The organism is Bradyrhizobium sp. USDA3010, from assembly GCF_056429065.1.
Window position 1 is genome coordinate 71,707 of the sequence record NZ_JBWJZD010000008.1, and the last position, 19,527, is coordinate 91,233.

The 19,527-nt window shown below is 62.0% G+C and carries 22 protein-coding genes and 1 pseudogene; 7 read left to right on the top strand and 16 right to left on the bottom strand.

What is annotated here, in order from left to right; genetic code table 11:
• Nucleotides 1–6 precede the first annotated feature (6 nt).
• Nucleotides 7–759 (top strand): annotated as a pseudogene (locus tag AC066Y_RS14970) (beta-keto acid cleavage family enzyme).
• Nucleotides 760–1,092: 333 nt separating this feature from the next.
• On the opposite strand, the gene AC066Y_RS14975 reads toward AC066Y_RS14970, so the two are convergent.
• Together AC066Y_RS14975 and AC066Y_RS14980 are read right to left on the bottom strand one after the other, a co-directional pair.
• Nucleotides 1,093–2,040, bottom strand: coding sequence for an AraC family transcriptional regulator (locus tag AC066Y_RS14975; protein ID WP_478274527.1), 948 nt, complete (start codon nucleotides 2,038–2,040; stop codon nucleotides 1,093–1,095).
• 9 nt (nucleotides 2,041–2,049) lie between these two features.
• The gene (locus tag AC066Y_RS14980; protein ID WP_478274528.1) at nucleotides 2,050–2,529 is read right to left on the bottom strand and encodes a MarR family winged helix-turn-helix transcriptional regulator; all 480 of its coding nucleotides are present in this window, start codon (nucleotides 2,527–2,529) and stop codon (nucleotides 2,050–2,052) included.
• Nucleotides 2,530–2,713: 184 nt separating this feature from the next.
• On the opposite strand from AC066Y_RS14980, the gene AC066Y_RS14985 reads away from it, so the two are divergent.
• Complete coding sequence (locus tag AC066Y_RS14985) at nucleotides 2,714–2,998, top strand: hypothetical protein (protein WP_478274529.1); 285 nt, start codon at nucleotides 2,714–2,716, stop codon at nucleotides 2,996–2,998.
• A gap of 324 nt (nucleotides 2,999–3,322) precedes the next feature.
• Here AC066Y_RS14985 and AC066Y_RS14990 read toward each other — a convergent pair whose 3' ends face one another.
• Together AC066Y_RS14990 and AC066Y_RS14995 are read right to left on the bottom strand one after the other, a co-directional pair.
• Nucleotides 3,323–4,666: an NRAMP family divalent metal transporter gene (locus AC066Y_RS14990; protein ID WP_478274530.1), complete on the bottom strand. Its 1,344-nt coding sequence runs from the start codon at nucleotides 4,664–4,666 to the stop codon at nucleotides 3,323–3,325.
• 55 nt (nucleotides 4,667–4,721) lie between these two features.
• Nucleotides 4,722–5,048, bottom strand: a complete 327-nt coding sequence (locus AC066Y_RS14995; protein ID WP_478274531.1) for a hypothetical protein — start codon at nucleotides 5,046–5,048, stop codon at nucleotides 4,722–4,724.
• A 105-nt stretch (nucleotides 5,049–5,153) separates the two neighbouring features.
• On the opposite strand from AC066Y_RS14995, the gene AC066Y_RS15000 reads away from it, so the two are divergent.
• Nucleotides 5,154–5,399 carry a hypothetical protein gene (locus AC066Y_RS15000; protein WP_478274532.1) on the top strand — a complete coding sequence of 82 codons (246 nt, stop codon included), beginning with the start codon at nucleotides 5,154–5,156 and terminating at the stop codon, nucleotides 5,397–5,399.
• 2 nt (nucleotides 5,400–5,401) lie between these two features.
• Nucleotides 5,402–5,575, top strand: coding sequence for a hypothetical protein (locus AC066Y_RS15005; protein ID WP_478274533.1), 174 nt, complete (start codon nucleotides 5,402–5,404; stop codon nucleotides 5,573–5,575).
• On the opposite strand, the gene ccoS is transcribed toward AC066Y_RS15005, so the two are convergent.
• From ccoS to AC066Y_RS15065, 12 genes are all read right to left on the bottom strand, one after another.
• Nucleotides 5,557–5,724 carry a cbb3-type cytochrome oxidase assembly protein CcoS gene (ccoS, locus tag AC066Y_RS15010; protein ID WP_176533342.1) on the bottom strand — a complete coding sequence of 56 codons (168 nt, stop codon included), beginning with the start codon at nucleotides 5,722–5,724 and terminating at the stop codon, nucleotides 5,557–5,559. The two genes, AC066Y_RS15005 and ccoS, sit on opposite strands and share 19 nt — an antisense overlap.
• Nucleotides 5,724–7,910: a heavy metal translocating P-type ATPase gene (locus tag AC066Y_RS15015; RefSeq protein ID WP_478274534.1), complete on the bottom strand. Its 2,187-nt coding sequence runs from the start codon at nucleotides 7,908–7,910 to the stop codon at nucleotides 5,724–5,726. Before AC066Y_RS15015 ends, ccoS begins: the two co-directional genes overlap by 1 nt.
• An 11-nt stretch (nucleotides 7,911–7,921) precedes the next feature.
• Entirely contained in the window at nucleotides 7,922–8,422 is a 501-nt protein-coding gene (locus AC066Y_RS15020) for a FixH family protein (protein ID WP_478274535.1), read from the bottom strand.
• 15 nt (nucleotides 8,423–8,437) lie between these two features.
• Nucleotides 8,438–9,895, bottom strand: a complete 1,458-nt coding sequence (gene ccoG / locus AC066Y_RS15025; protein ID WP_478274536.1) for a cytochrome c oxidase accessory protein CcoG — start codon at nucleotides 9,893–9,895, stop codon at nucleotides 8,438–8,440.
• Between the two features lie 96 nt (nucleotides 9,896–9,991).
• The gene (gene ccoP, locus AC066Y_RS15030) at nucleotides 9,992–10,864 is read right to left on the bottom strand and encodes a cytochrome-c oxidase, cbb3-type subunit III (RefSeq protein WP_478274537.1); all 873 of its coding nucleotides are present in this window, start codon (nucleotides 10,862–10,864) and stop codon (nucleotides 9,992–9,994) included.
• A 6-nt stretch (nucleotides 10,865–10,870) separates the two neighbouring features.
• A complete protein-coding gene (locus tag AC066Y_RS15035; RefSeq protein ID WP_050402627.1) occupies nucleotides 10,871–11,035 on the bottom strand; it encodes a cbb3-type cytochrome c oxidase subunit 3 in 165 nt (54 codons plus the stop codon).
• A gap of 10 nt (nucleotides 11,036–11,045) precedes the next feature.
• A complete protein-coding gene (gene ccoO / locus AC066Y_RS15040; RefSeq protein WP_456760150.1) occupies nucleotides 11,046–11,780 on the bottom strand; it encodes a cytochrome-c oxidase, cbb3-type subunit II in 735 nt (244 codons plus the stop codon).
• Nucleotides 11,781–11,788: 8 nt separating this feature from the next.
• On the bottom strand, nucleotides 11,789–13,411 hold the full coding sequence (gene ccoN, locus AC066Y_RS15045; RefSeq protein ID WP_478274706.1) for a cytochrome-c oxidase, cbb3-type subunit I: 1,623 nt from the start codon (nucleotides 13,409–13,411) through the stop codon (nucleotides 11,789–11,791).
• Between the two features lie 26 nt (nucleotides 13,412–13,437).
• Nucleotides 13,438–13,935 (bottom strand): hypothetical protein, encoded by a 498-nt coding sequence (locus tag AC066Y_RS15050; protein WP_478274538.1) that lies wholly within the window; start codon nucleotides 13,933–13,935, stop codon nucleotides 13,438–13,440.
• Between the two features lie 113 nt (nucleotides 13,936–14,048).
• Nucleotides 14,049–14,276 carry a hypothetical protein gene (locus AC066Y_RS15055; RefSeq protein WP_106320070.1) on the bottom strand — a complete coding sequence of 76 codons (228 nt, stop codon included), beginning with the start codon at nucleotides 14,274–14,276 and terminating at the stop codon, nucleotides 14,049–14,051.
• Nucleotides 14,277–14,499: 223 nt separating this feature from the next.
• The gene (locus tag AC066Y_RS15060; protein WP_456718733.1) at nucleotides 14,500–14,709 is read right to left on the bottom strand and encodes a hypothetical protein; all 210 of its coding nucleotides are present in this window, start codon (nucleotides 14,707–14,709) and stop codon (nucleotides 14,500–14,502) included.
• Nucleotides 14,706–15,455 (bottom strand): CBS domain-containing protein, encoded by a 750-nt coding sequence (locus tag AC066Y_RS15065; RefSeq protein WP_478274539.1) that lies wholly within the window; start codon nucleotides 15,453–15,455, stop codon nucleotides 14,706–14,708. The genes AC066Y_RS15060 and AC066Y_RS15065 overlap by 4 nt, the downstream gene beginning before the upstream one ends.
• A 686-nt stretch (nucleotides 15,456–16,141) precedes the next feature.
• Here AC066Y_RS15065 and AC066Y_RS15070 point away from each other — a divergent pair.
• From AC066Y_RS15070 to fixJ, 3 genes are all read left to right on the top strand, one after another.
• On the top strand, nucleotides 16,142–16,498 hold the full coding sequence (locus AC066Y_RS15070) for a hypothetical protein (protein ID WP_478274540.1): 357 nt from the start codon (nucleotides 16,142–16,144) through the stop codon (nucleotides 16,496–16,498).
• 330 nt (nucleotides 16,499–16,828) lie between these two features.
• Complete coding sequence (locus AC066Y_RS15075) at nucleotides 16,829–18,259, top strand: PAS domain S-box protein (protein ID WP_478274541.1); 1,431 nt, start codon at nucleotides 16,829–16,831, stop codon at nucleotides 18,257–18,259.
• Nucleotides 18,256–18,864 (top strand): response regulator FixJ, encoded by a 609-nt coding sequence (fixJ, locus tag AC066Y_RS15080; RefSeq protein ID WP_478274542.1) that lies wholly within the window; start codon nucleotides 18,256–18,258, stop codon nucleotides 18,862–18,864. The genes AC066Y_RS15075 and fixJ overlap by 4 nt, the downstream gene beginning before the upstream one ends.
• Nucleotides 18,865–19,527 lie beyond the last annotated feature (663 nt).

Here is a 19,527-nt window from a genome sequence, read left to right on the forward strand (position 1 = left end):
AGAGCCGTGCCAACAAAGCCCGTCGTCGTCGCGGTCGCCATCACAGGCTCAGTGCCGCGCAAGAGTGATAATCCGGCTTTGCCGGTGACGCCCGCCGAACAGATCGAAGCGACACACGAGGCATTCGAAGCGGGCGCGTCGCTCGTCCATATCCATGTCCGCAACGACGACGAAAGCCCGTCTTCTGACGCCGCGCGCTTTGCCGCCGTGAAGGAAGGCATTGAGAAGCATTGCCCCGGCATGATCGTGCAGTTCTCGACCGGCGGACGGGGCCGCGACCCGGCCGCGCGCGGCTCGGCGTTTTATCTGAAGCCCGACATGGCCTCGCTGTCCACGGGCTCGGTCAACTTCCCTACCATGATCTATGAAAACCACACGCGCTGGTCGAGGACCTTGCCTCAAAAATGCGAGAGAACGGCATCCGGCCGGAGATCGAGATTTTCGACCTGTCGCACATCCATGGCGCGCGCCGCCTGATCGACAAGGGGCTGATGGACTCGCCGCATCCTGCCGCACGCCACGTGGACGGCGGCAGGGATCGGAGCGAACCAGGCACGCGTCATGGAATGGGTTCTGGCCTGCGGCGGTGACGGAGCGCGCACCGGCCTCGAAGACAACATCCGCATTTCCAGGCACCGGCTCGCAAGCAGCAACGCGGAGCTGGTCAAGCTCGCCGTCGACGCCATCGGCCGTCACGGTGCCCGCCCCGCCACGCCGCTGGAGGCAGGCTTGGCTCTCCACCTCGATCCTATCGCTTAGCGATCTGGCGGCGATCGCACGCGCGGCGATTTTGCCGCGATGGTCGGAGGTAGCAAAGACGTGGCCGCGATGGCTTCGGGATTGTCGGGCACCGTCACGACACGGCTAGCGTCGCCAGCGCGCTTCCTGTGCGCGTGGCATCGAAGCGCTCAAGTCGCAGTTTGGTGCACAAAAACGCGCAAATGGCGGAGAGAGTGTCAGTCAATCTTCGTTGAAATGTATGACATTCTGACTTTCTTGAGGCCCAAACCCACGATTTGAACTGCGGCATCGCGGCCGCCTTGGCAGGTCATTGCGCAGCATCGTCGGGCCGACAACGCCGGCTTCGCCGATCTAGAACCCTCGTGCCCGTGAGAGGGTTTCCGACGGCATCTCGCCATATGCTCGGCCATAACATCTCGCGAAGTCGCTCATGTGCCAGAAGCCGTTGGCCCGCGCCGCCGCGGTCACCGTAAGGAGCGGGCCTCCTTTGACGAGGAGCTTGCGGACCAACCACATGCGTTTCGATCGCAAATGTTGATGCAGGCTAACGCCACAGACGTGCTGCACGGCGGTCTGGAGCGTACGAACGGAAACGCCGAGCGTCAGCGCGAGACTGGCGCTGTAGAGGTCGGCCTCTCCGACCGTGGCTACCAGCTCATCCAGGCGTTCAACCAGCTTCCGATGCCGGTCGAACGAGCCCGGAGGCGCCCGCTTGACACTGTCCTCGACCAGGGCGCTGTCGAGCCCGGCGACAAGCGTTTCCTGCAGCCTTCCGCTCAACAGCTCGAATTCCCTGAGATCCGTGCAGTTGGAAGCCAGGCAAAACATGTCCAGAATTGCCGATCGTATCGCCAGCATCTTCACCGGCGCCAGCTGGAACAGCTCGATACCCTTGTCGAAGTCGGCCCACCCGCGATTGCTCATGTCGGAGCCGAAGCGCAGCATGAGATAGGTGTTTGCATGCCGTTCGACGACATCGACAGGCGCCCGGCCGCGAATGACGCCGATCGTGGAATCGCCGACCTCGGTCCCGTTCATCGTTGCGTGGAAGGCCAGAGGAATGACGACCCCAATCCCGCGATTTGCTCCGAGATCTCCCTCCATGCGCCGGGCGAAAGATCGCTGTAGCACGAGAAGGCAGTCGGGAAGCGCCAGAATGCTCCGCGAAGCCGAGATGGGCGACGAATCCAGCGGCGTACTTCTCATTCCGCCAATAACATCGTTGGGACGGAATTCATCGAAGCTGCTGAAGCGCTCGATACGTAGCACCGGCGACGGATCGAGCCAACGGACAGGCATCGTGACCTCCTACGAAAACGGATGATCCAGCAGGGCCTCGCCCGAGCGCGCAATTCCCTTCATCAGTTCGACCGCCGACCGGAAGCTGTCTTCGCCGAACCGTTCGGCCAGCTTCGCCTGTACCTCCCGCCAGCGCGGCAGTGCGCGCGACAGGGTTTTCCTGCCCTTGGCGGAGATCGAGATGTTGCGCACGCGGCGATCTGCTCCCGGCGCAATCCTCACCAGACCGCGGCGCTCAAGAACTGCGACGTTGCGTGCGAGCGCGCTCGGGTCCATCGACATCCTCACCGCAAGTGCTCCCATCGTCACGGTTTCTTGCCGCGCACAGGCAACGAGCAGCATAAATTGCGTTGGCTCCACCCCGACCGGCGCGAAGGCCTCGGCATAAAGCCGGGTGATCACGCGGCTTGCCTTCCGTACATTGAATGCGGCGCAGCAACTACCCACCACGGTTAGTTCCTCGGGTATTGGCGACACAACCTGCTTCATCGCTCACCTGGGTTATATGCATATACTGGTATTTTATCGGCATACGCCGTTTTCAAAAGGTTAATCACGAGATTCCCGCAATTTGCCGGATTCCGATAATCGGATTGATCAAGCAATTAAGACGGCGCCCTCAATATCCCCCGAAAGGACATCGACACCGAGCACACGCCAAGGGAGAACCACCATGCCGGACATCGCGAACCTCGATCGACGTAAGCGTCACCGCCCCGCGCCGTCGCTGGCATGCCGAGCAGCGCCTATCGATCCGTTTGGGCTTTGGAGTGTTCACCGGCAGAAAGCGCGCGAGGCGTTACAAGAGGCGGTCTTCGCTCTTCAGATCACTCATGCGCGAACATCGATCGCGATCGAAAAGATCGAAAATCTGGAGAACCGTAAACAATTACAGGTCCAATCCACGCGGATCGGTACGCTGATCGATCTCGCCTGGTGCAGACTCGGCGATATCTGAGCGCTGGCCGCCCGGTTCGGCTCTGAGGGCGTCGTACTCCCGCTGCTCATCCGATTGCTCCCGCGATGCCGACGATCATTGGACATCTAAAAAGAAAACCCGCCATTCCGACGAGCGTCAAAGGCGACGGCGACCACCGATCATTGAGCGGCCCGACCTGCCCTCGGGAACGCCGATGACGCAGCCTGGCAGGATACATCCTGCCGGGCTGCGGTGCATGCTGCGTCGCTTACGCATCCTTCGAGCGCGCGTCGAGCGGAGAGGTTTCGCTTGCACTTCTACTCGACGCTCCAAGGAAGCTAACTGGCTCGCGCACCTCGCTGGCTACCCGGGCACGAACATCAGAATGGCTGCCAGCCCCATCACGAATGTCGCAATCCAGCCGAGGACGATGATCGACCGGCCCGAAATGTGCGCACCCATGACCGAAGGTTTCGAGGCGAGCAGGATGATCACGACCATCAGGGGCACGGCGACGACCCCGTTGATGACAGCGCTCCAGAATAGCGCCTTCATCGGACTGATCGGGGAATATTGGATGAGCAACCCGGCGATGACGCTGACCGCGATCACGCCGTAGAATCCGCGCGCGTCCCGTGCCTTTCTCTCGAGACCTTCCTTCCAGCCCATGGCTTCGGCGAGCGCATACGCCGCCGAACCCGCGAGGACCGGTACGCCGATCAGACCGACGCCGATGATGCCAATGGCAAAGAGGAGGAAGGCGAAATCTCCGGCGAGCGGCCGCAGCGCGCTGGCCGCCTGCGCCGCGGTCTCGATGTTGGTGATTCCCGCCACATGCAGCGTAACGGCGGTCGCCAGGATGATGAAATAGGCGGTGATGTCGGAATAGAACATTCCGCTCCAGGTGTCCCATTGGATCCGTCGCAACTCTTTCGGTGCGCTGGCGGGATCCTGCATCAGCGAATTGCCGCCGTTCGCAAGCATGTCCTCCACCTCCTCGGAAGCCTGCCAGAAGAAAAGGTAAGGACTGATGGTGGTCCCGAAGACGCCGACGACGACGGCGGCCGTGTCCGAGTTCAGCTGCAATTGCGGCCATACGGTTCGTAACGCCACTTCTCCCCAAGGGACGTGGACCGTGAACAGCACCGCGGCGTAGGCCAGCAACGAGAGCGTTAGCCACTTCAGGAAGAAGACGTAGCGGTGATACGGCACCGATATTTGAAGCAGCAACGTCGTAACGACAAAGACGACAGCCATCGCGTGCCGGTCAACGCCGGTGACGAGCTCGCCGACTTCACCCATGGCGGCGACATCGGCTCCGATATTGAGGGTGTTTGCGATCAACAGCAGCAGCACGACGCCCTTGAGCACAACGGGCGGAAACGCCGTCTTGATGTTGGCGGCCAGGCCCCGGCCGGTAACCCGCCCGATCCTTCCGCACATGGACTGAATCGCCGCCATCAGCGGAAATGCCAACGGCATCGTCCAGAGCATGTTCAGCCCAAACTGGGCGCCAGCCTGGGAGTAGGTGGCGATGCCGCTCGGATCGTCGTCGGCCACGCCGGTGATAAGGCCCGGACCAAGGCGCGATAGCGGATGGTCCTTCAGGCGCGCCCAGACAGTCTTGGACCTTCTGGGCAAATCCGCGTCGCATCGAGGCGCATCGGCCAAGCACCCGGCAACCTGCGCCTCGATCGGTTCAACCATAGTAGTTCCTGTGTTCCGGTCATTTCCAGAATACGCCGCGTTTCCGGTAATCGACCTATATCGTCTCTGTGCCGTCGCGCACATTGCGCGCCGATCGGGCAAGCTCGTCGTATCCGGCAGCAACCTTCATGAAAGGATCGCGGATGGCTTGATCACGATATCGGCTGGCCTGTCGCCTCGTCCGCTCCGCGCGTGACTGCCAATAGTCTACGTCGTCCTGGCGCTTCCGTTGTCGCCCGACCACAGCGATCTCGTGCGCGAGCTGCTTCGGCAAATGAGACGGATCTTTGACACGTCCAGAACTCTCGATCATGAAAACTCCCGTCTTCCAATCCTCTTCAACATGGGCCGCATTCCCGGTGACCGGGTTGAGCTGTATCAAGCAACGTCGACCTCCTTGCTGCCAACCTACTCTCGGTTGAGCCACATCAATGCATCGGCGATCGAGCGTGCGACCATCGGTCGTTCTAGTCAGAGGCTTCGCGGCATGCGTCGAACATTCCCCTCACCGTTCCGCTGGCTCACCCTTTTCGGGTGGCGGGACATCGCGACCGCCCCGGTCGACTGCGCGGTCGAGATCGCCGTGATCGACGTCGAACGGCACAGGCTAGGCTTCCCCTGTCTCAAGCATGGCAGTGGATGGTTCGATGCCGCGACCATGCAGCCCATTGCGATGGCGCCGACCCACTGGCGCTACTGGCAGCCCGACGTCCCGCCGATGAGTTGTTGCTGACCATGCCACGCCTTGCCGCCATCAATCGGCTGGTCGCGGTGTTGCTGCTGCGGTCACGTGCTTCTCCGTCGCAGTGGCGTCCCGACTGGACGCTGATCCTGGCGCTCGCCAGCACGGCGCTGACTGTCGTCTCGGCAGTCTCGCTGGTCTATTTTCACTATTTGGACGGCCCCTGATCGTTCGCGGGTTCGTCGTCGGCAATTGCCCGCCACGCCGCGCCATCGAGATCGTCATACTGGCCGCTCTTCAGCGACCATAGAAAGCCCAGCAGGCCGACGAAGCCGAGGGCAAGGGCGAGCGGAACCAGATAGACCAGGACTTCCATCAGACCGTCCCCCGCCCCCGCGCCCTCATCGCGTTGAGCATGACCAGCACCGACGAGCCGGACATCGCCGCCGCTGCGATGAGCGGCGTCACCAAGCCTGCGATCGCGATCGGAACCGCAAGGACGTTGTAGACCACGGCAAGCCAGAGGTTCTGCCGCATCAAGCGCAGCGCCTTGCGCGAGACCACGATCGCTGTCCGCACCGGCGCGAGGCGTTCGCCGAGAAAGACCGCATCCGCGACCGCCTGGCTCACATGGGTCGCACTAACCGGCGACATCGAGGCATGCGCCGCGGCTAGCGCCGGGGCATCGTTGAGGCCGTCACCGACCATCAGCACCTTGCAGCCCTGACGCGCCAGTTCCTCGATCCGGGCGATCTTGTCGACCGGAGAAACCCCGGCACGCCATTCATGGATGCCGAGCGTCTCGGCCGCGAGTCGAACGGCGGGTTCGCGGTCCCCGGAAACGATCTCGACCGCCAGGCCGAGCCGTTCCAGACCCGAGACAACGTCAGCCGCGTCGGCCCGCAGCTTCTGGCGAACGGCGAAGACGTGCCTGGTGTCGCCATGGCTGAATGCGACGACAGAGGCCTCAGGGTCGCGATGCAGAAGCTCGTTGGCGAGGCTGTCGGCACCGCAGAACGACGGCCGGCCAAGCCGGATCGGGTGACCCTGATGGTAACCGTGGACGCCTTGCCCCGGATCTTCCTCGATACCCGGCAGCGGGGCGGCGGCGCCGGCCGCGCGCGCCACGGCGGCCGCGACCGGGTGACGGCTCGACAGGGCCAGCCGGCCGGCAAGCTCGATGACGTCGTCGGGAATGCTTGCGAAATTGGTGACATCGAGTTCGGGCAGCGTCAGCGTGCCCGTCTTGTCGAAGATCACCCGGTCGACCTCGGCGAGGCGCTCGATCGCATCGCCGGCGTTGAGCAGCACGCCCGATCCGAACAGCGTACCGGATGCAACGGTCTGCACGGCAGGAATCGCAAGACCCAATGCGCAGGGACAGGTGATGATCAGGACTGCAATCGCTGTTACGATCGAATCATGAAAGCTCGCGCCATATGCCAGCCAGCCCAGCATCGTGAGCAACGCGGTCGCGTGCACCACCGGGGCATAGAGCCTTGATGCACGCTCCGCCAGTCGAAGATAGCGCGAGCGCGCCTGGAGCGCGCGATCGAGCAGCTGAGATATCTCATCCAGCAGCGTGCCACCCGAGGCCGCCGACGCGCGGACGCGCAATGTGCCGGAACGGATCAGCGTGCCCGCGAACACGGCGCTGCCAGGCGCCGCCATTGCCGGCAAGGTTTCGCCCGTAATCAGGCTCTGATCGACCTCCGAGCGGCCTTCGATCACGTTGCCGTCGACCGCGCAGCGCTCGCCGGGCCGCAGCAGCACGATGTCGCCGGGGCGGATCGCAGCTGCCGGGACCGTTCTGATCTCGGTTGGGCTAATGAACTTCGTCGCGGTCTCCGCCTTCAGCGCCGCGAGGTTACCGGCAAAGGCTCGAGTACGCCGTCGCATGTTCTGATCGAGGTAGCGACCGGCGAGCAGGAAAGCGATCAGCATGATCGCGGCATCGAAATAGGCATGTTCGGCGTGATTTATCGTCTCGATCACCGAGATTGCCAGCGCGAGCACGATACCGATACTGATCGGAACGTCCATGTTGACGCCGCGCGCTCGCAGGGCTGACAGCGCCGACGAGAAGAACGGCTGCGCCGAATAGGCTGCGGCCGGCAGCACGATCAGCGCCGACAGCCAGTGGAAGAAATCGCGCTGCTCCGGTAGCATGTCGGAGACGTTGCCGGACCATACCGGGATCGACAGCATCATGACGTTCATCGCGGCAAAGGCGGCGATGCCCAGCCGGCGCAACAGGCCTTGCGCTCGCTGCGCTTCCAGCGTTTCGGCATCATTCCGCTCGAACGGATAGGCCTTGTAGCCGAGCTCCGCGAGCCGGCTTACGAACAGCGCCGGATCAAGAGCACCCGCCTTCCATTCCAGCGCCAGACGGCTGTCGGTCAGGTTCACGCGAGCCGAGGTGACGTCCGGTATGGTTGACAGATTGCGCTCGATCTTGGCCATGCAGCCCGCGCAATTGATGCCCTCGACTGCGAGATCGAGATGGACGAGCCCGGTGCCCGCGCTCTTCAGATAGTGAGAGAAATCGATATCCGCCTGCATGAGATTTCCCCTCAGTTCAGCAGGATTCGGTTCTTCGACAGGAACATGCGACGGCCTTCCGCGTCGCCCTCGATCACCAGGTCCCACTGCCCCGCGGCGACGCCCTCGGCTCGGCCACGATAAGTACCAACGCCCGCCTCACCGATCCCGATCTCCCGATCGGCACGACGATCGATTGGTCGTTCGAGCCGAGCGAGGAAACTCAATCCGGTCAGGGGTGCGCCGGCGTGATCGCGCACCTCGAGTGCTATTGCGGCGGTCCCATCAGGCTGCCGATCAATATGCGCATGAACCTGCCAGTCGCGCTCGTTCTGTTGTCTTGCCGCGTCGATCTCGCGCTGATAGGCGAGGCCGGCGCTATAGGCGCTGTCGACCTCAGTGCCCGGAAGTGTGGTGATGGCAAGGCGCATCATGACCATGTTCACGCTGATCACGACGGCGAAGAATGCGATCGTCGTGACCAGGACGAAACGTCCGGTGATGGGTCGTGCGACTGAACTTGAGGCTGCCATGGCTGGATTCCATCGTTATGGAAGGACGAAATGGTCGGTCGCGGAGGCGACCTCTCCGAGGCCGATGTCAGTGACGCGGAACGTGACCGGCACCGACTTTTCCGCTTTTTCATCTAGCGGTGCCGTCACCAGCACGCGAAGCTCGGTGGTGGTGTCGCGGCCAAGGACGATCATCGGACGGTCTGGCGTCACCGAGTCCGCACCGATGACGTGCAACTTCGCGTCGGCCGGTCCATCGACGTCGATCGCGATCACACGATCGAAGCCGCGCTTGTTGAGGAAGCGCAGTGTGTATCCATTGCGGATCGCGCCGTCGCTGAGACGCACCGCGATCGGATTGCGGTCGTGCAGCACGTTGACGTCGAGCAGGGTTCGCGACATCAGCGCGTAAAGCATCACCGCGCAGACCACGGTGATCAGGCTGGCGTAGACGACGGTACGGGCGCGAACGGGCTTGAAAATCTCCTGCTTGCCGGTAACGCGCCGCTGAACGTTGATATCGTTGTCGTATCCGATCAGACCCGTCTTGCGGCTGACCTTGGTCATGACGGCGTCACAGGCATCGATGCACAGGCCGCACTGGATACAGCCAAGCTGCGCGCCATCGCGGATGTCGATCCCGGTCGGGCACACGGCAACGCACTGGTTGCAATCGATGCAATCGCCGGCCTTCTCGCCGAGCGAGCGAATGTCGAACGCCTTCTTGACCGAGCAACGTGGCTCGCCGCGATCGTATTTGTAGGTGACGTTGAGCGCCCATTCGTCGGTCAGTGCGGCCTGGATCCGCGGCCACGGGCACATATAGACGCAGACCTGCTCGCGCATATAGCCGGCCAGCAGGTAGGTCGACGCGGTCAGCATCGCGATCCAGAGATAGGCGATCGCCGGTGCCTGAAAGGTCGCCAGGTCGCGCACCAGAGTCGGTGCATCGGCGAAGTAGAGCACCCATGCGCCGCCGGTCCACCACGCGATCATCAGCCAGATCGCGTGCTTCAGCACTCGGCGACCGGCGCGCTTTACGGTCATTGGCCCGGCATCGGCCTTCATCTGTGCGCGACGGTCGCCTTCGACCAGGCGCTCGACCGCATAGAACAGATCGGTCCAGACCGTCTGCGGGCAGAGATAACCGCACCAGATTCGGCCGCCCAGCGCGTTCATCAGGAACAAGGCGAACGCCGCCAGCACCAGAAGGCCCGTGAAGTAGTAGACCTCCTGCGGCCACAGCTCGATGAAGAAGAAATAGAAGCGGCGGTTGGGAAAATCGATCAGGACCGCCTGATCGGGCGCGCCGAGGCCCCGATGCCAGCGCACGAAGGGCAGCAGATAGTAAACGCCGAGGCAAACGGCCATCAGCCGCCATTTGATCGAACGGAATCGGCCGGAGACGCTCTGGGGAAAAACCTTCTTGCGAGGCGCATAAAGCGGCCCGTCTTCGTCGGTTATGAGTTCATCAGGGGGCACGGGCTTGTTCATGGATTGCTCGAATGAGGCTCTCGTTGAAACCTACATCCCCGCACGAGGTCCGGGTTTGACCTCGGTCAATGAACCCGGACGCCCTCGCGGTGGCGGCTACTTGCCGCCCCCCAACGAGTGCACATAGACCGTCAGTGCCTTGACGGTGACCGGGTCCAGCCGGCCGACCCAGGCCGGCATCACGCCGGCGCGGCCATTGGTGATGGTCTCGACCAGCGTCTCCTCGTCGGAGCCGTAGAGCCAGATCTGATCGGTCAGGTTCGGCGCGCCGAGCTCCGGGTTGCCTTTGCCGTTGTCACCGTGGCAGCTGGTGCAGTTCTCGGTGAATAGCTTCTTTCCGGCAGCGGGATCGAACTTCGGCGCGGTGGAAAGGCCGGAAAGTGAGCGCACGTAGTTGGCGACGGTCACGATCTCGTCCTTCTTGAGGACGCCGTCGCGGCCGAATGCCAGCATCTGCCCTTCATGGGTCTTTGCGTGTCCGGAACGTGCACCGAACTGGATGGTCTGCATGATCTGGTCAAGCGAACCACCCCACAGCCAATCGTCGTCGTTCAGATTCGGATAGCCCTTTGCACCCGCGCCGCCGCTGCCGTGGCACGGCGCGCAATTGTCGGCGAACACGGTCTTGCCGCGGGCACGTGCCAGCGCCAGCAGGGCCGGATCCTTCTCGATCTCGGCCAGCGACGCGTTGCCGAGCACCGCCATCTTCTCGCCGCGCAGCTTCTCGAGATCGGCAAGGTCGGTCGCGACACTGGCACGAGTGGAGTACTGGAACAGACCGGTAGTGTAGCCCGAGACCAGCGGCCAGGCCGGATAGACGACCCAGTAACCGATCGCCCAGATGATCGTTGCATAGAATGTCAGGACCCACCACCGCGGCAGCGGCGTGTTCAGTTCCTTGATGCCATCCCACTCATGACCGGTCGTGCTGCGGCCGGAAACGCGGTCGATCTCATTGTGCTCGCTCATGATCGGTCAGTCCTCCCGCAGCGGCATCCGGGCTGCAGCATCGAAGAGAGATTTGTTACGGGGCCAAAGCGCGTAGACGACAATGGCGATGAAGATCCCGACAAAGACCGGGGTCCAAAGTGTACCGACCAGGCTCGACGCAAAATTCTCGACTTGAATGATCGCTTTCATGCTCGTGCCCTCAGCGCAGATTGGCTTTTTCGTTGTAGAGCTTGAAGTCGACGAGCGTGCCGAGCATCTGCAAATAGGCGATCAGCGCGTCGAGTTCGGTCGGATTGCCGGCCTTGCCGTCGAAGTTGCGGACCACCGCCTTCGGATAGCGCTTCTGGAACGCGTCGGAGCCGGGGTTGTCGGGGTCGACCTGCGCCTTGAGATCGGCGGCCGCGTTTGCAATCTGCTCGTCGGTATAGGGCACGCCGACCGCGCGATTCGTGCGTAGATGGGCCGCGGCGTCCGATGGGTCGAGCTCCGTCCTGGCGAGCGCCGGGTATCCGGGCATCACCGATTGCGGGACGATCGAGCGTGGATTGATCAGGTGCGTGACGTGCCAGTCGTCGGAGTACTTGCCGCCGACGCGCGCAAGGTCCGGTCCGGTCCGCTTGGAGCCCCACTGGAACGGATGGTCATACATGCTCTCGGCGGCCAGCGAGTAGTGGCCGTAGCGCTCGACCTCGTCGCGCAGCGGCCGGATCATCTGCGAGTGGCAGAGATAGCAGCCCTCGCGGACATAGATGTTGCGGCCGGCGAGCTCGAGCGGCGTATAGGGGCGTACGCCATCGACCGCCTCGATCGTGCTCTTCAGGTAGAACAGCGGAGTGATCTCGACCAGCCCGCCGATCGCAATGACGACGAGAATGCCGACGATCAGGATGATCGAGTTCTTCTCAAAGATCTTGTGTCTGTTCCAGAGAGACATGTCTTGACCTATTCGGCAGGCTGGAGAGCACCGGCGCCCTCGGTTTCGCTGGCTTGGCCGGCGTTGACCGTCATCCAGAGATTGAAGGCCATGATCAGGGCCCCGACCAGGAACAGCGCGCCGCCGGCCGCACGGATGATGTAGAAGGGATGCATGGCCTCGACGGACTCGATGAAGGAGTATTCGAGGAAGCCGAGCGAGGTGTAGGCACGCCACATCAGGCCCTGCAGGATCCCCGACACCCACATCGCGGAAATGTAGAGCACGATGCCGATCGTCGCGATCCAAAAGTGCCAGTTGACGAGCTTCAGACTGTAGAGCTGGCGATTCCACAGCCACGGGACGAGGCAATACAGTGCGCCGAACGAGACGAAGCCGACCCAGCCCAATGCACCGGAATGCACATGGCCGATGGTCCAGTCGGTATAGTGGCTCAGCGAATTGACCACCTTGATCGACATCATCGGGCCTTCGAAGGTCGACATGCCGTAGAACGCGACCGACACCACCATCATGCGCAGCACGGGATCGGTGCGCAGCTTGTCCCAGGCTCCCGACAGCGTCATCAGGCCGTTAATCATACCGCCCCAGGACGGCATCCAGAGCATGATCGAGAATGTCATGCCGAGCGTCTGCGCCCAGTCCGGCAGCGCCGTGTAGTGCAGGTGATGCGGGCCGGCCCAGATGTAGAGGAAGATCAGTGCCCAGAAATGGATGATCGAAAGCCGGTAGGAATAGATCGGACGCTCCGCCCGCTTCGGGATGAAGTAGTACATGATCGCCAGGAAGCCGGCGGTCAGAAAGAAACCGACCGCATTGTGGCCGTACCACCACTGGAACATCGCATCCTGCACACCGCCCCAGGCGATGTAGGACTTCGAGCCGAGGAAAGAGACCGGCAGCGCGGGGTTATTGCCGAGATGGAGCACCGCGATCGTGATGATGAACGCCAGGTAGAACCAGTTGGCGACGAAGATATGCGGCTCCTTGCGCTTCACCAGCGTCATCAGGAACACGAGCAGATACGTCACCCAGACGATCGTCAGCCAGAGGTCGGCGTACCATTCCGGCTCGGCGTATTCCTTCGACTGGGTGACGCCGAGCAGGTAGCCCGTGCCGGCGATCAGGATGAAGAAGTTGTAGCCGACCACGACGAACCAGGGCGACAGGTCGCCTGCAAGGCGCGTGCGGCAGGTCTTCTGCACGACATAGAACGACGTTGCGATCAGGACGTTGCCGCCGAACGCGAAGATCACGGCCGACGTATGCAGCGGCCGCAGGCGACCGAATGTCGTCCAGGGCAGATCGAAGTTAAGCGCCGGCCAGGCCAGCTGCATGGCGATGATCAAACCCACCGTGAAACCCGCGATGCCCCAGAACATCGCCATGGCGGAAGCGAACTTGATCGGGCCGAGATTGTAATTGGGGCGGCCGCCGATCTCCGCCGGAGGCAGTTGCGCCGGACGGTCAAGGTAGCGATTGCCGATCATGATCACGGAGATCAGGCTGGCGGCGCAAGCAAGCGACGCGTGAAAGCTGAACGCCGCATCGTGCCCCATCGCCGCGCCGAGAAAGCTGACGAAGGCAAAAGCTGCGAGTACCGACGCCAAGCCGGCTTCGCCCATCGTCATCGACTTTGAAACGGAAGATGGACCTGTCATGTGGAGGCTTTCTTTGGGTGCGATGACGTCATGAAAATCACACTCTCGCTGGCAGCCGTTTGATCGGCATCAATTCCTGCGCCAAGCCGCGTGCCGCTGGCGCCGCGGCCCAGCGCGGCCAGGGTCAGCTCGTTCGGACAATATCTTGCCGGACTGGCGCGCCGCTCCCGCGCGAGATCCGCGGCACAACGTGCCTTCTCACGGCATAGACCGCACACTCGCTGCAGATCACGCAACACATCGCAATGGGAAGAGGCGAGCATCTGCTCGGACAAACCTGCATGCTCGAGACGCTTGCTCAGCAACTCCGGCGAGCCTCGCTCGCGGGCGAGCGCACGAAGGTCCGACGTCGAGAGATTGAGCTCATGCGCGATCTCGTCGACCTCCCGATCGGTCATCAGATCGAATTCGCGGCATCGAGACAGAAACGCACGCAAGCGACCGATGAGACTCTCGAACTGCGGCGGGCTATTGCCAGCTGATCGATCGGTCATTTCTCATCCCCCCTTTTTGGCTCTCCACCTTTAGCTAAGGAAGCTGATTTCCGATTTGATCTTGGTCAAACGCGATGCCGCGGCAGTCGATCGCGATCGCCGCCCAAAAATCGTCAGCCGCCCCAAGCTGATGGCAAAGCCGGCGGTGTCCGAAGCTCCATGGAATCGGCAAAGATCGTCCAGTCTCGAACACCCTTCTGTCTGCAGAAGTCGGCCTCGGCCAACTGTGCAGCCGTGGAAAGCGAGGCAGCGTCGACCTTGAACGCTGCCTGGCAGGCGCGGTGTTCATGGCCGGTGTCGTCGCAAACGGTCTTGATGAAACGAACATCAAATGATGGCATGGCACCCTCGCATGGGCTGGTTGATTGTTATTTACGCTGCCATGAGTGCGCGATGCCGGTATTGATCTTTCGCAAGAATGTCGCGCAGGAGCAGACGTCGTATCTGTGGAGGATAGCGAATGCGAGCAAGGCCAGCAGCGATCCCGACCACAACGTCCATGAGCCGCGCACTTATCGTGACGCGCAGCTCACCAGATCCGCAAACAGGGCCGGACGGGAGCTGCTATTTGCGGTGAGATTTCCGGTCTGCGGATGACGGCCGGACTGCTGATATTGACATCGTCTTGCCGTTGACGGTCCAACCGGCGGCAACGATCGCGAAGCCGACGATCAGGCAGATCGCAAGTAACGTTACGGCGAATCCCACGACTTCTGCGCTGACCACTGCGGTCGCGATCAACGGGAACAACAGGATTGCGGGACGAGCGATCATCCTGCCATCTCCCTCGTAGCTTTCGCGGCAGCCGCTCGTTCGTCTTCCGCGGATTGGATATAGAATCCGGAATAGGTATCGACGCAGCACAGGTGATCGTGCACTTCCTTGACGCCCGCGACATTCTCCGCGGCGACAATCGCCGCCTGCCTCGCCCGTTCATCCATGATGACTCCGCGGAGATGCACCACGCCGTTGCGCACCGAGACTTGCAGCCCGAGCGGGCACCAGTTTGCACCGTCGAGTGCCCGTACGATGCGATCGTGGATATGCTCGTCATCCGCCGTGGGATCCGGAACCTGGTGTGCGATGGACGCTACTGCCCGCAGCAGGTCCGCGCGTGTCACGAGGCCAACGAGGCGCCCGTCGTTCATCACCGGCAGCCGCTTGACGCCCTTCTTCTCCATGACATCGACCAGATCAGGCAGAGGCGTTTCTTCCGTCACGGTGACGGGATCGCACGACATGATCTCTCCGACCTTCCGCCCGCGCTCGTGGACGAAGTCCGCGGCTGCATAGCCGGAGCCGAGAAGGAACTGAAACCAGCGGCCACGCCGGCGTTGCGTACCGATCTCGCTTCGCCGCAGAAAATCGCTCTCCGACAGGATTCCGACCAATCTTCCAGCCGCATCGACCACCGGCAAGCCGCTGATATGGTGATCCATCATCAGCTTCGCTGCATCGAGAATGGATGTCTCGGTTCCAACGGTGATGACGTGTCTCGCCATGATCTGATGTGCGCGCATTGCCGCTCTCCTTCCATCGCCTGCCACCAAGGTCACACGCTATCGGCTCATCGGCTTTGATCTTCCTCAACGCCTGCGCTTGACGGAAATCAAGGCGACGCGACCGATGATCGACGATGCTGACGCCCTGTCAGGAGATCAGAATCATGTTGCAGAACCTGCTTGCCTCGATGGGAGTGCTGACGATTGTCATCGTAACGTTCGCCAGGATGCGCTTGCCGCCAAGGCGGCCGCTCAGGCAACCCGCCAAGTCGAGCACCCACCAGCTCCGTCGGCGCCGACCGTTCTAGGCCGCCGCCTGCCCCAATCCGACCACCCCTGGAATTTTGACCTGCATCAAAGCGGAGCGCCGCGCCACCGTTAAGGATGGTCGTCCGTCAGGATCGTGCAAATGGCAGACATAAGGGCTTGGCGCCCCATCATCTTCTCGTGTCCAAATACCGGCGATCGAGTTCAAGGCTTGCTACCCGCCGACGCATCCGAGCCCCTGGCTGACGAGTTGCACTCGATCTCCTGCGCTGCCTGCGATGGCGTCCACTTCATCAATCTGCGAACCGGTGCCGTCGTCAGTCCCAAGCGCAGCTAGCCTGGTCGCGAGAACCAGCGCGGGCCGGAGTTGACGCGCGTCAACGCGCAGGCGCCACCCGCATGAGAAGCAATACTTCGCTCAACGAAGGATGTTAGACATGACAGACCATAGCGAAGCCCGTCCCGTCTCCGACGCCGTCCAGAGCTACGCGAAGCGGGCGATGGCGGTGCAGTCGGAATTCTCGGAGAAACTGATCGAGGCAAACCGGCACTGGTTCGAGCAGATCCAGATCGAATCGAACGAAGCCTGGGAGCTTTTCCGCAGGTTCAATTCCACCGCCTCGGTGGCCGAGAAGATCACGGCTCTGCAGGACTGGGCCAAGGGCGTCACTGCACGCGGCGCGAACGACGCGACGTACGCGATCGAGACCGCGCGTTCGCTGGGTACGATCGAGCTGAACCTGTTTGCAAGAAAGACCAGCAGTGTCGACGAGGCTATTCAGGAGGCAGCCTGACGTGCCAACACGCGACGCTCCAGAACGCCGAGAGGCCGGCGTCAGCGCGACATGGGAGGGGGTCGCAACGGCCCCCTTCGGTCGAGATCTTGAACTCGCCGTGATCGAAGGCAACGCCATTCACAAGCTCGTCTTTCCATGCCGCCGCATCCCGGGCAGCTGGGTAAAGGCGGAGACCGCCGAACGCATCCTGGTGCAGCCGACGCATTGGCGTGCCTGGATCAGATAGACCTGTCCCCGCCGCCGTGGCCGGCTCGTGCCGAGCGGCCGGTGGCTTCGGCCGTCCGAACGTTGTAGTATCGATCCAGCTAAGGGCTTCGCCGGGGAAATATGTCCGATCGCATCTGGTACCGCTATGGCACTGCCGTGGCAGCGGCCGCGCTCGTATTCGCGGTGCGCGCGGGGCTTGATAGTTATTTCGAAGACCGGACCTTCACGATCATCTATGTGCCCGCCGTGCTGTTTGCCGCTTTCGCCGGCGGTCGCGGCCCAGCGATCGTCACCACCCTGCTCTGCCTTGTCATCAGCGCCAAATTCCTCGGGACAAGCCTGGTTACTGAACCTGCGAATCTGATGGATATCGCTTGCTTTGCGATCCTCGGCCCGATCCTCGGCTTCATGGGCGACCGGCTCTTGAGGGAAAGCGATCAGGCGCAAAATCGCCAGGCCCATCTACAGTCGATCCTCGACACGATCCCTGACGCCATGATCGTCATCGACGACCACGGTATTATTCGTTCCTTCAGCTCGGCGGCTGAGCGGCTGTTTGGCTGGAAACCGGACGAGGTCGTCGGCAAGAACATCTCGAGCCTGATGCCCCAGCCCTATCGCGGCGAGCACGACCGGTATCTCGAACGTTACCTTACGACGGGCGAACGGCGCATCATCGGCATTGGCCGGATCGTGGTCGGAGAACGGAGCGACGGCTCGACCTTTCCGATGGAGCTCGCCGTCGGCGAGGCCAAGGTACGCGGAGAACGCTTTTTCACCGGCTTTATCCGCGATCTCACCGAGCGTCGTGCGCAGGAACGGCGGCTTCAGGAACTGCAGTCCGAGCTGGTCCATGTGTCGCGACTGACCGCCATGGGCGAGATGGCGTCCTCAATCGCGCATGAGATCAACCAGCCGCTATCAGCCATTACGAACTACATGCACGGTGCTAGGGCACTGCTGGCGTCGGAGACACCGGACGCTACCCGCATTCGGGACGCACTCGAGCGGGCCGCGCAGCAAGCGCTACGGGCTGGCGACATCATCAAGCGTCTGCGCGAATTCGTCGCCAAGGGCGAAACCCAACACTCCCTGGAGAGCCCGGCTACCCTGCTTGAAGAAGCTGTCGCATTAGCGCTGCTCGGCGCCAAGGAGCAGGGCGTCAGGTTCGCGATCCGCAGCGACCGGGACATGCCCTCGATCATCGTCGACAAGATCCAGATTCAGCAGGTCGTGCTCAACCTGATTCGCAATGCGATCGAGGCGATGGCCTCCAGCCCGCGCCGCGAATTGACCATCGGCGTCACCAAGACTAACGGTGTAGCGACGTTCACCATTGCCGATACCGGTCCGGGCATCAGCCCTGACATCGCCGACCGCCTGTTTCAGCCCTTTATCACGACAAAGGAGCATGGCATGGGCGTCGGCCTCTCGATCTGCCGGACCATCATCGAATCCCATGGTGGACGCATCGATGTGATGCCAAACTCCGGAGGCGGCACGGTTTTTCAGTTCATCCTCCCGTTCGCGGAGGACGGAGAAGAAGCATGACGACGCGGCGTACAATTCTTGTCATCGACGACGATCCGGCGATGCGGGACTCACTGGCATTCCTGCTCGATGTCAACGGCTTTGCCGTAACGACTTATGAGACGGCAACCAGTTTTCTCGATCATCTCAAGAGCAGTACGGTCGACTGCATCGTATCCGACATACGCATGCCCGGCATGAGCGGCCTCGAACTGGTCCGCAAACTCAAGGCTGACGCAGCGGCATGCCCCGTCATTCTGATGACTGGCCATGGCGACGTCGCACTTGCGGTCGAGGCGATGAAGGCTGGCGCGGTTGACTTCATCGAAAAGCCGTTCGAGGACGAAGCGCTGTTGCGTGCGATCCGCGAGGCCCTGCAAACACAGTCAGCAGCACCGGCCGACGAAACGGTCAAGCGCGACGCTGAAGCTCGTCTGGTGGACCTCTCGCCGCGCGAACGTGATGTATTGCGAGGGCTCGTGGCGGGCAAGATCAACAAGGTGATCGCCCATGACCTTGGCATCAGCCCGCGCACGGTCGAGGTTTACCGAGCGAACCTGATGGCCAAGACCAATGCGCGCAGCATGTCGGAGCTGATGCGGATCGCGATCGCTGCCGGGCTCTAGCCCTAAGCTGCTGCCGAACGCGCGCACTCGCTCGAGAGTACCGCAGCCAACTTCTGCTCGGTTTCCAGCGACAGTTCGAGAGGAGGAAGCTCAATAGCAAGCAAGCTCCCTTTCGACCATCAACAGCAAACGAGATGCGCCTATTCCGCCTTGATCCGGATCAAAACGAAATGAGCTGAGGCAGATCAAGATACTGTCGCCATAAGGCTTTGCTGGGTGACGTCGACCGAACGAGAAAGGGGCATCAATGGACGGGATCACGCATTTCATTGCCCTGCCGTACGATCGGACCGATGGCGGGCTCGTTCCGGGCCAGCAGGCCAAGTGCGCCAGCCCTGCAGCGGCGATAGAGCATGCCAAGCACTTATGGAAGACATTCGGCCACGCTGGTGCCGCAGCTGTCGTCCGTACCGGCCATCCGGCGATGAGAACCACCGTGCTGAGGACATATGGAACGGTGCCAAACGACCTGGAGCAAGAACCATCCGCTCTCCATTTGCGGTGAGGCGCAATCTTCGATTCCTTGCGCTGGATCAAACCGCCGCGGGCCGCTGCATGCTTACATGAAGTTACTAGGACGAGCACCCCATACTCCCGGGAGGTTGTCTCGATATTTAATGCCCGGCTCGATTTTGCCGGGCATCTTTTTGTCCCGCCGGGTGA

Excerpts from the sequence above, each read along its gene's own strand:
- AC066Y_RS15065 (WP_478274539.1), bottom strand. The coding sequence starts at position 15,455 with ATGCGCGCACATCAGATCATGGCGAGACACGTCATCACCGTTGGAACC.
- AC066Y_RS15055 (WP_106320070.1), bottom strand. The coding sequence starts at position 14,276 with ATGCCATCATTTGATGTTCGTTTCATCAAGACCGTTTGCGACGACACC.
- AC066Y_RS15070 (WP_478274540.1), top strand. The coding sequence starts at position 16,142 with ATGACAGACCATAGCGAAGCCCGTCCCGTCTCCGACGCCGTCCAGAGC.
- AC066Y_RS15060 (WP_456718733.1), bottom strand. The coding sequence starts at position 14,709 with ATGATCGCTCGTCCCGCAATCCTGTTGTTCCCGTTGATCGCGACCGCA.
- AC066Y_RS15000 (WP_478274532.1), top strand. The coding sequence starts at position 5,154 with ATGCGTCGAACATTCCCCTCACCGTTCCGCTGGCTCACCCTTTTCGGG.
- AC066Y_RS15035 (WP_050402627.1), bottom strand. The coding sequence starts at position 11,035 with ATGAAAGCGATCATTCAAGTCGAGAATTTTGCGTCGAGCCTGGTCGGT.
- AC066Y_RS15075 (WP_478274541.1), top strand. The coding sequence starts at position 16,829 with ATGTCCGATCGCATCTGGTACCGCTATGGCACTGCCGTGGCAGCGGCC.
- AC066Y_RS14975 (WP_478274527.1), bottom strand. The coding sequence starts at position 2,040 with ATGCCTGTCCGTTGGCTCGATCCGTCGCCGGTGCTACGTATCGAGCGC.
- AC066Y_RS15005 (WP_478274533.1), top strand. The coding sequence starts at position 5,402 with ATGCCACGCCTTGCCGCCATCAATCGGCTGGTCGCGGTGTTGCTGCTG.
- AC066Y_RS14985 (WP_478274529.1), top strand. The coding sequence starts at position 2,714 with ATGCCGGACATCGCGAACCTCGATCGACGTAAGCGTCACCGCCCCGCG.
- AC066Y_RS14990 (WP_478274530.1), bottom strand. The coding sequence starts at position 4,666 with ATGGTTGAACCGATCGAGGCGCAGGTTGCCGGGTGCTTGGCCGATGCG.
- AC066Y_RS15015 (WP_478274534.1), bottom strand. The coding sequence starts at position 7,910 with ATGCAGGCGGATATCGATTTCTCTCACTATCTGAAGAGCGCGGGCACC.
- ccoG (WP_478274536.1), bottom strand. The coding sequence starts at position 9,895 with ATGAACAAGCCCGTGCCCCCTGATGAACTCATAACCGACGAAGACGGG.
- AC066Y_RS14980 (WP_478274528.1), bottom strand. The coding sequence starts at position 2,529 with ATGAAGCAGGTTGTGTCGCCAATACCCGAGGAACTAACCGTGGTGGGT.
- AC066Y_RS15020 (WP_478274535.1), bottom strand. The coding sequence starts at position 8,422 with ATGGCAGCCTCAAGTTCAGTCGCACGACCCATCACCGGACGTTTCGTC.
- AC066Y_RS15050 (WP_478274538.1), bottom strand. The coding sequence starts at position 13,935 with ATGACCGATCGATCAGCTGGCAATAGCCCGCCGCAGTTCGAGAGTCTC.
- ccoP (WP_478274537.1), bottom strand. The coding sequence starts at position 10,864 with ATGAGCGAGCACAATGAGATCGACCGCGTTTCCGGCCGCAGCACGACC.
- ccoS (WP_176533342.1), bottom strand. The coding sequence starts at position 5,724 with ATGGAAGTCCTGGTCTATCTGGTTCCGCTCGCCCTTGCCCTCGGCTTC.
- fixJ (WP_478274542.1), top strand. The coding sequence starts at position 18,256 with ATGACGACGCGGCGTACAATTCTTGTCATCGACGACGATCCGGCGATG.
- ccoO (WP_456760150.1), bottom strand. The coding sequence starts at position 11,780 with ATGTCTCTCTGGAACAGACACAAGATCTTTGAGAAGAACTCGATCATC.
- ccoN (WP_478274706.1), bottom strand. The coding sequence starts at position 13,411 with ATGACGATGGGCGAAGCCGGCTTGGCGTCGGTACTCGCAGCTTTTGCC.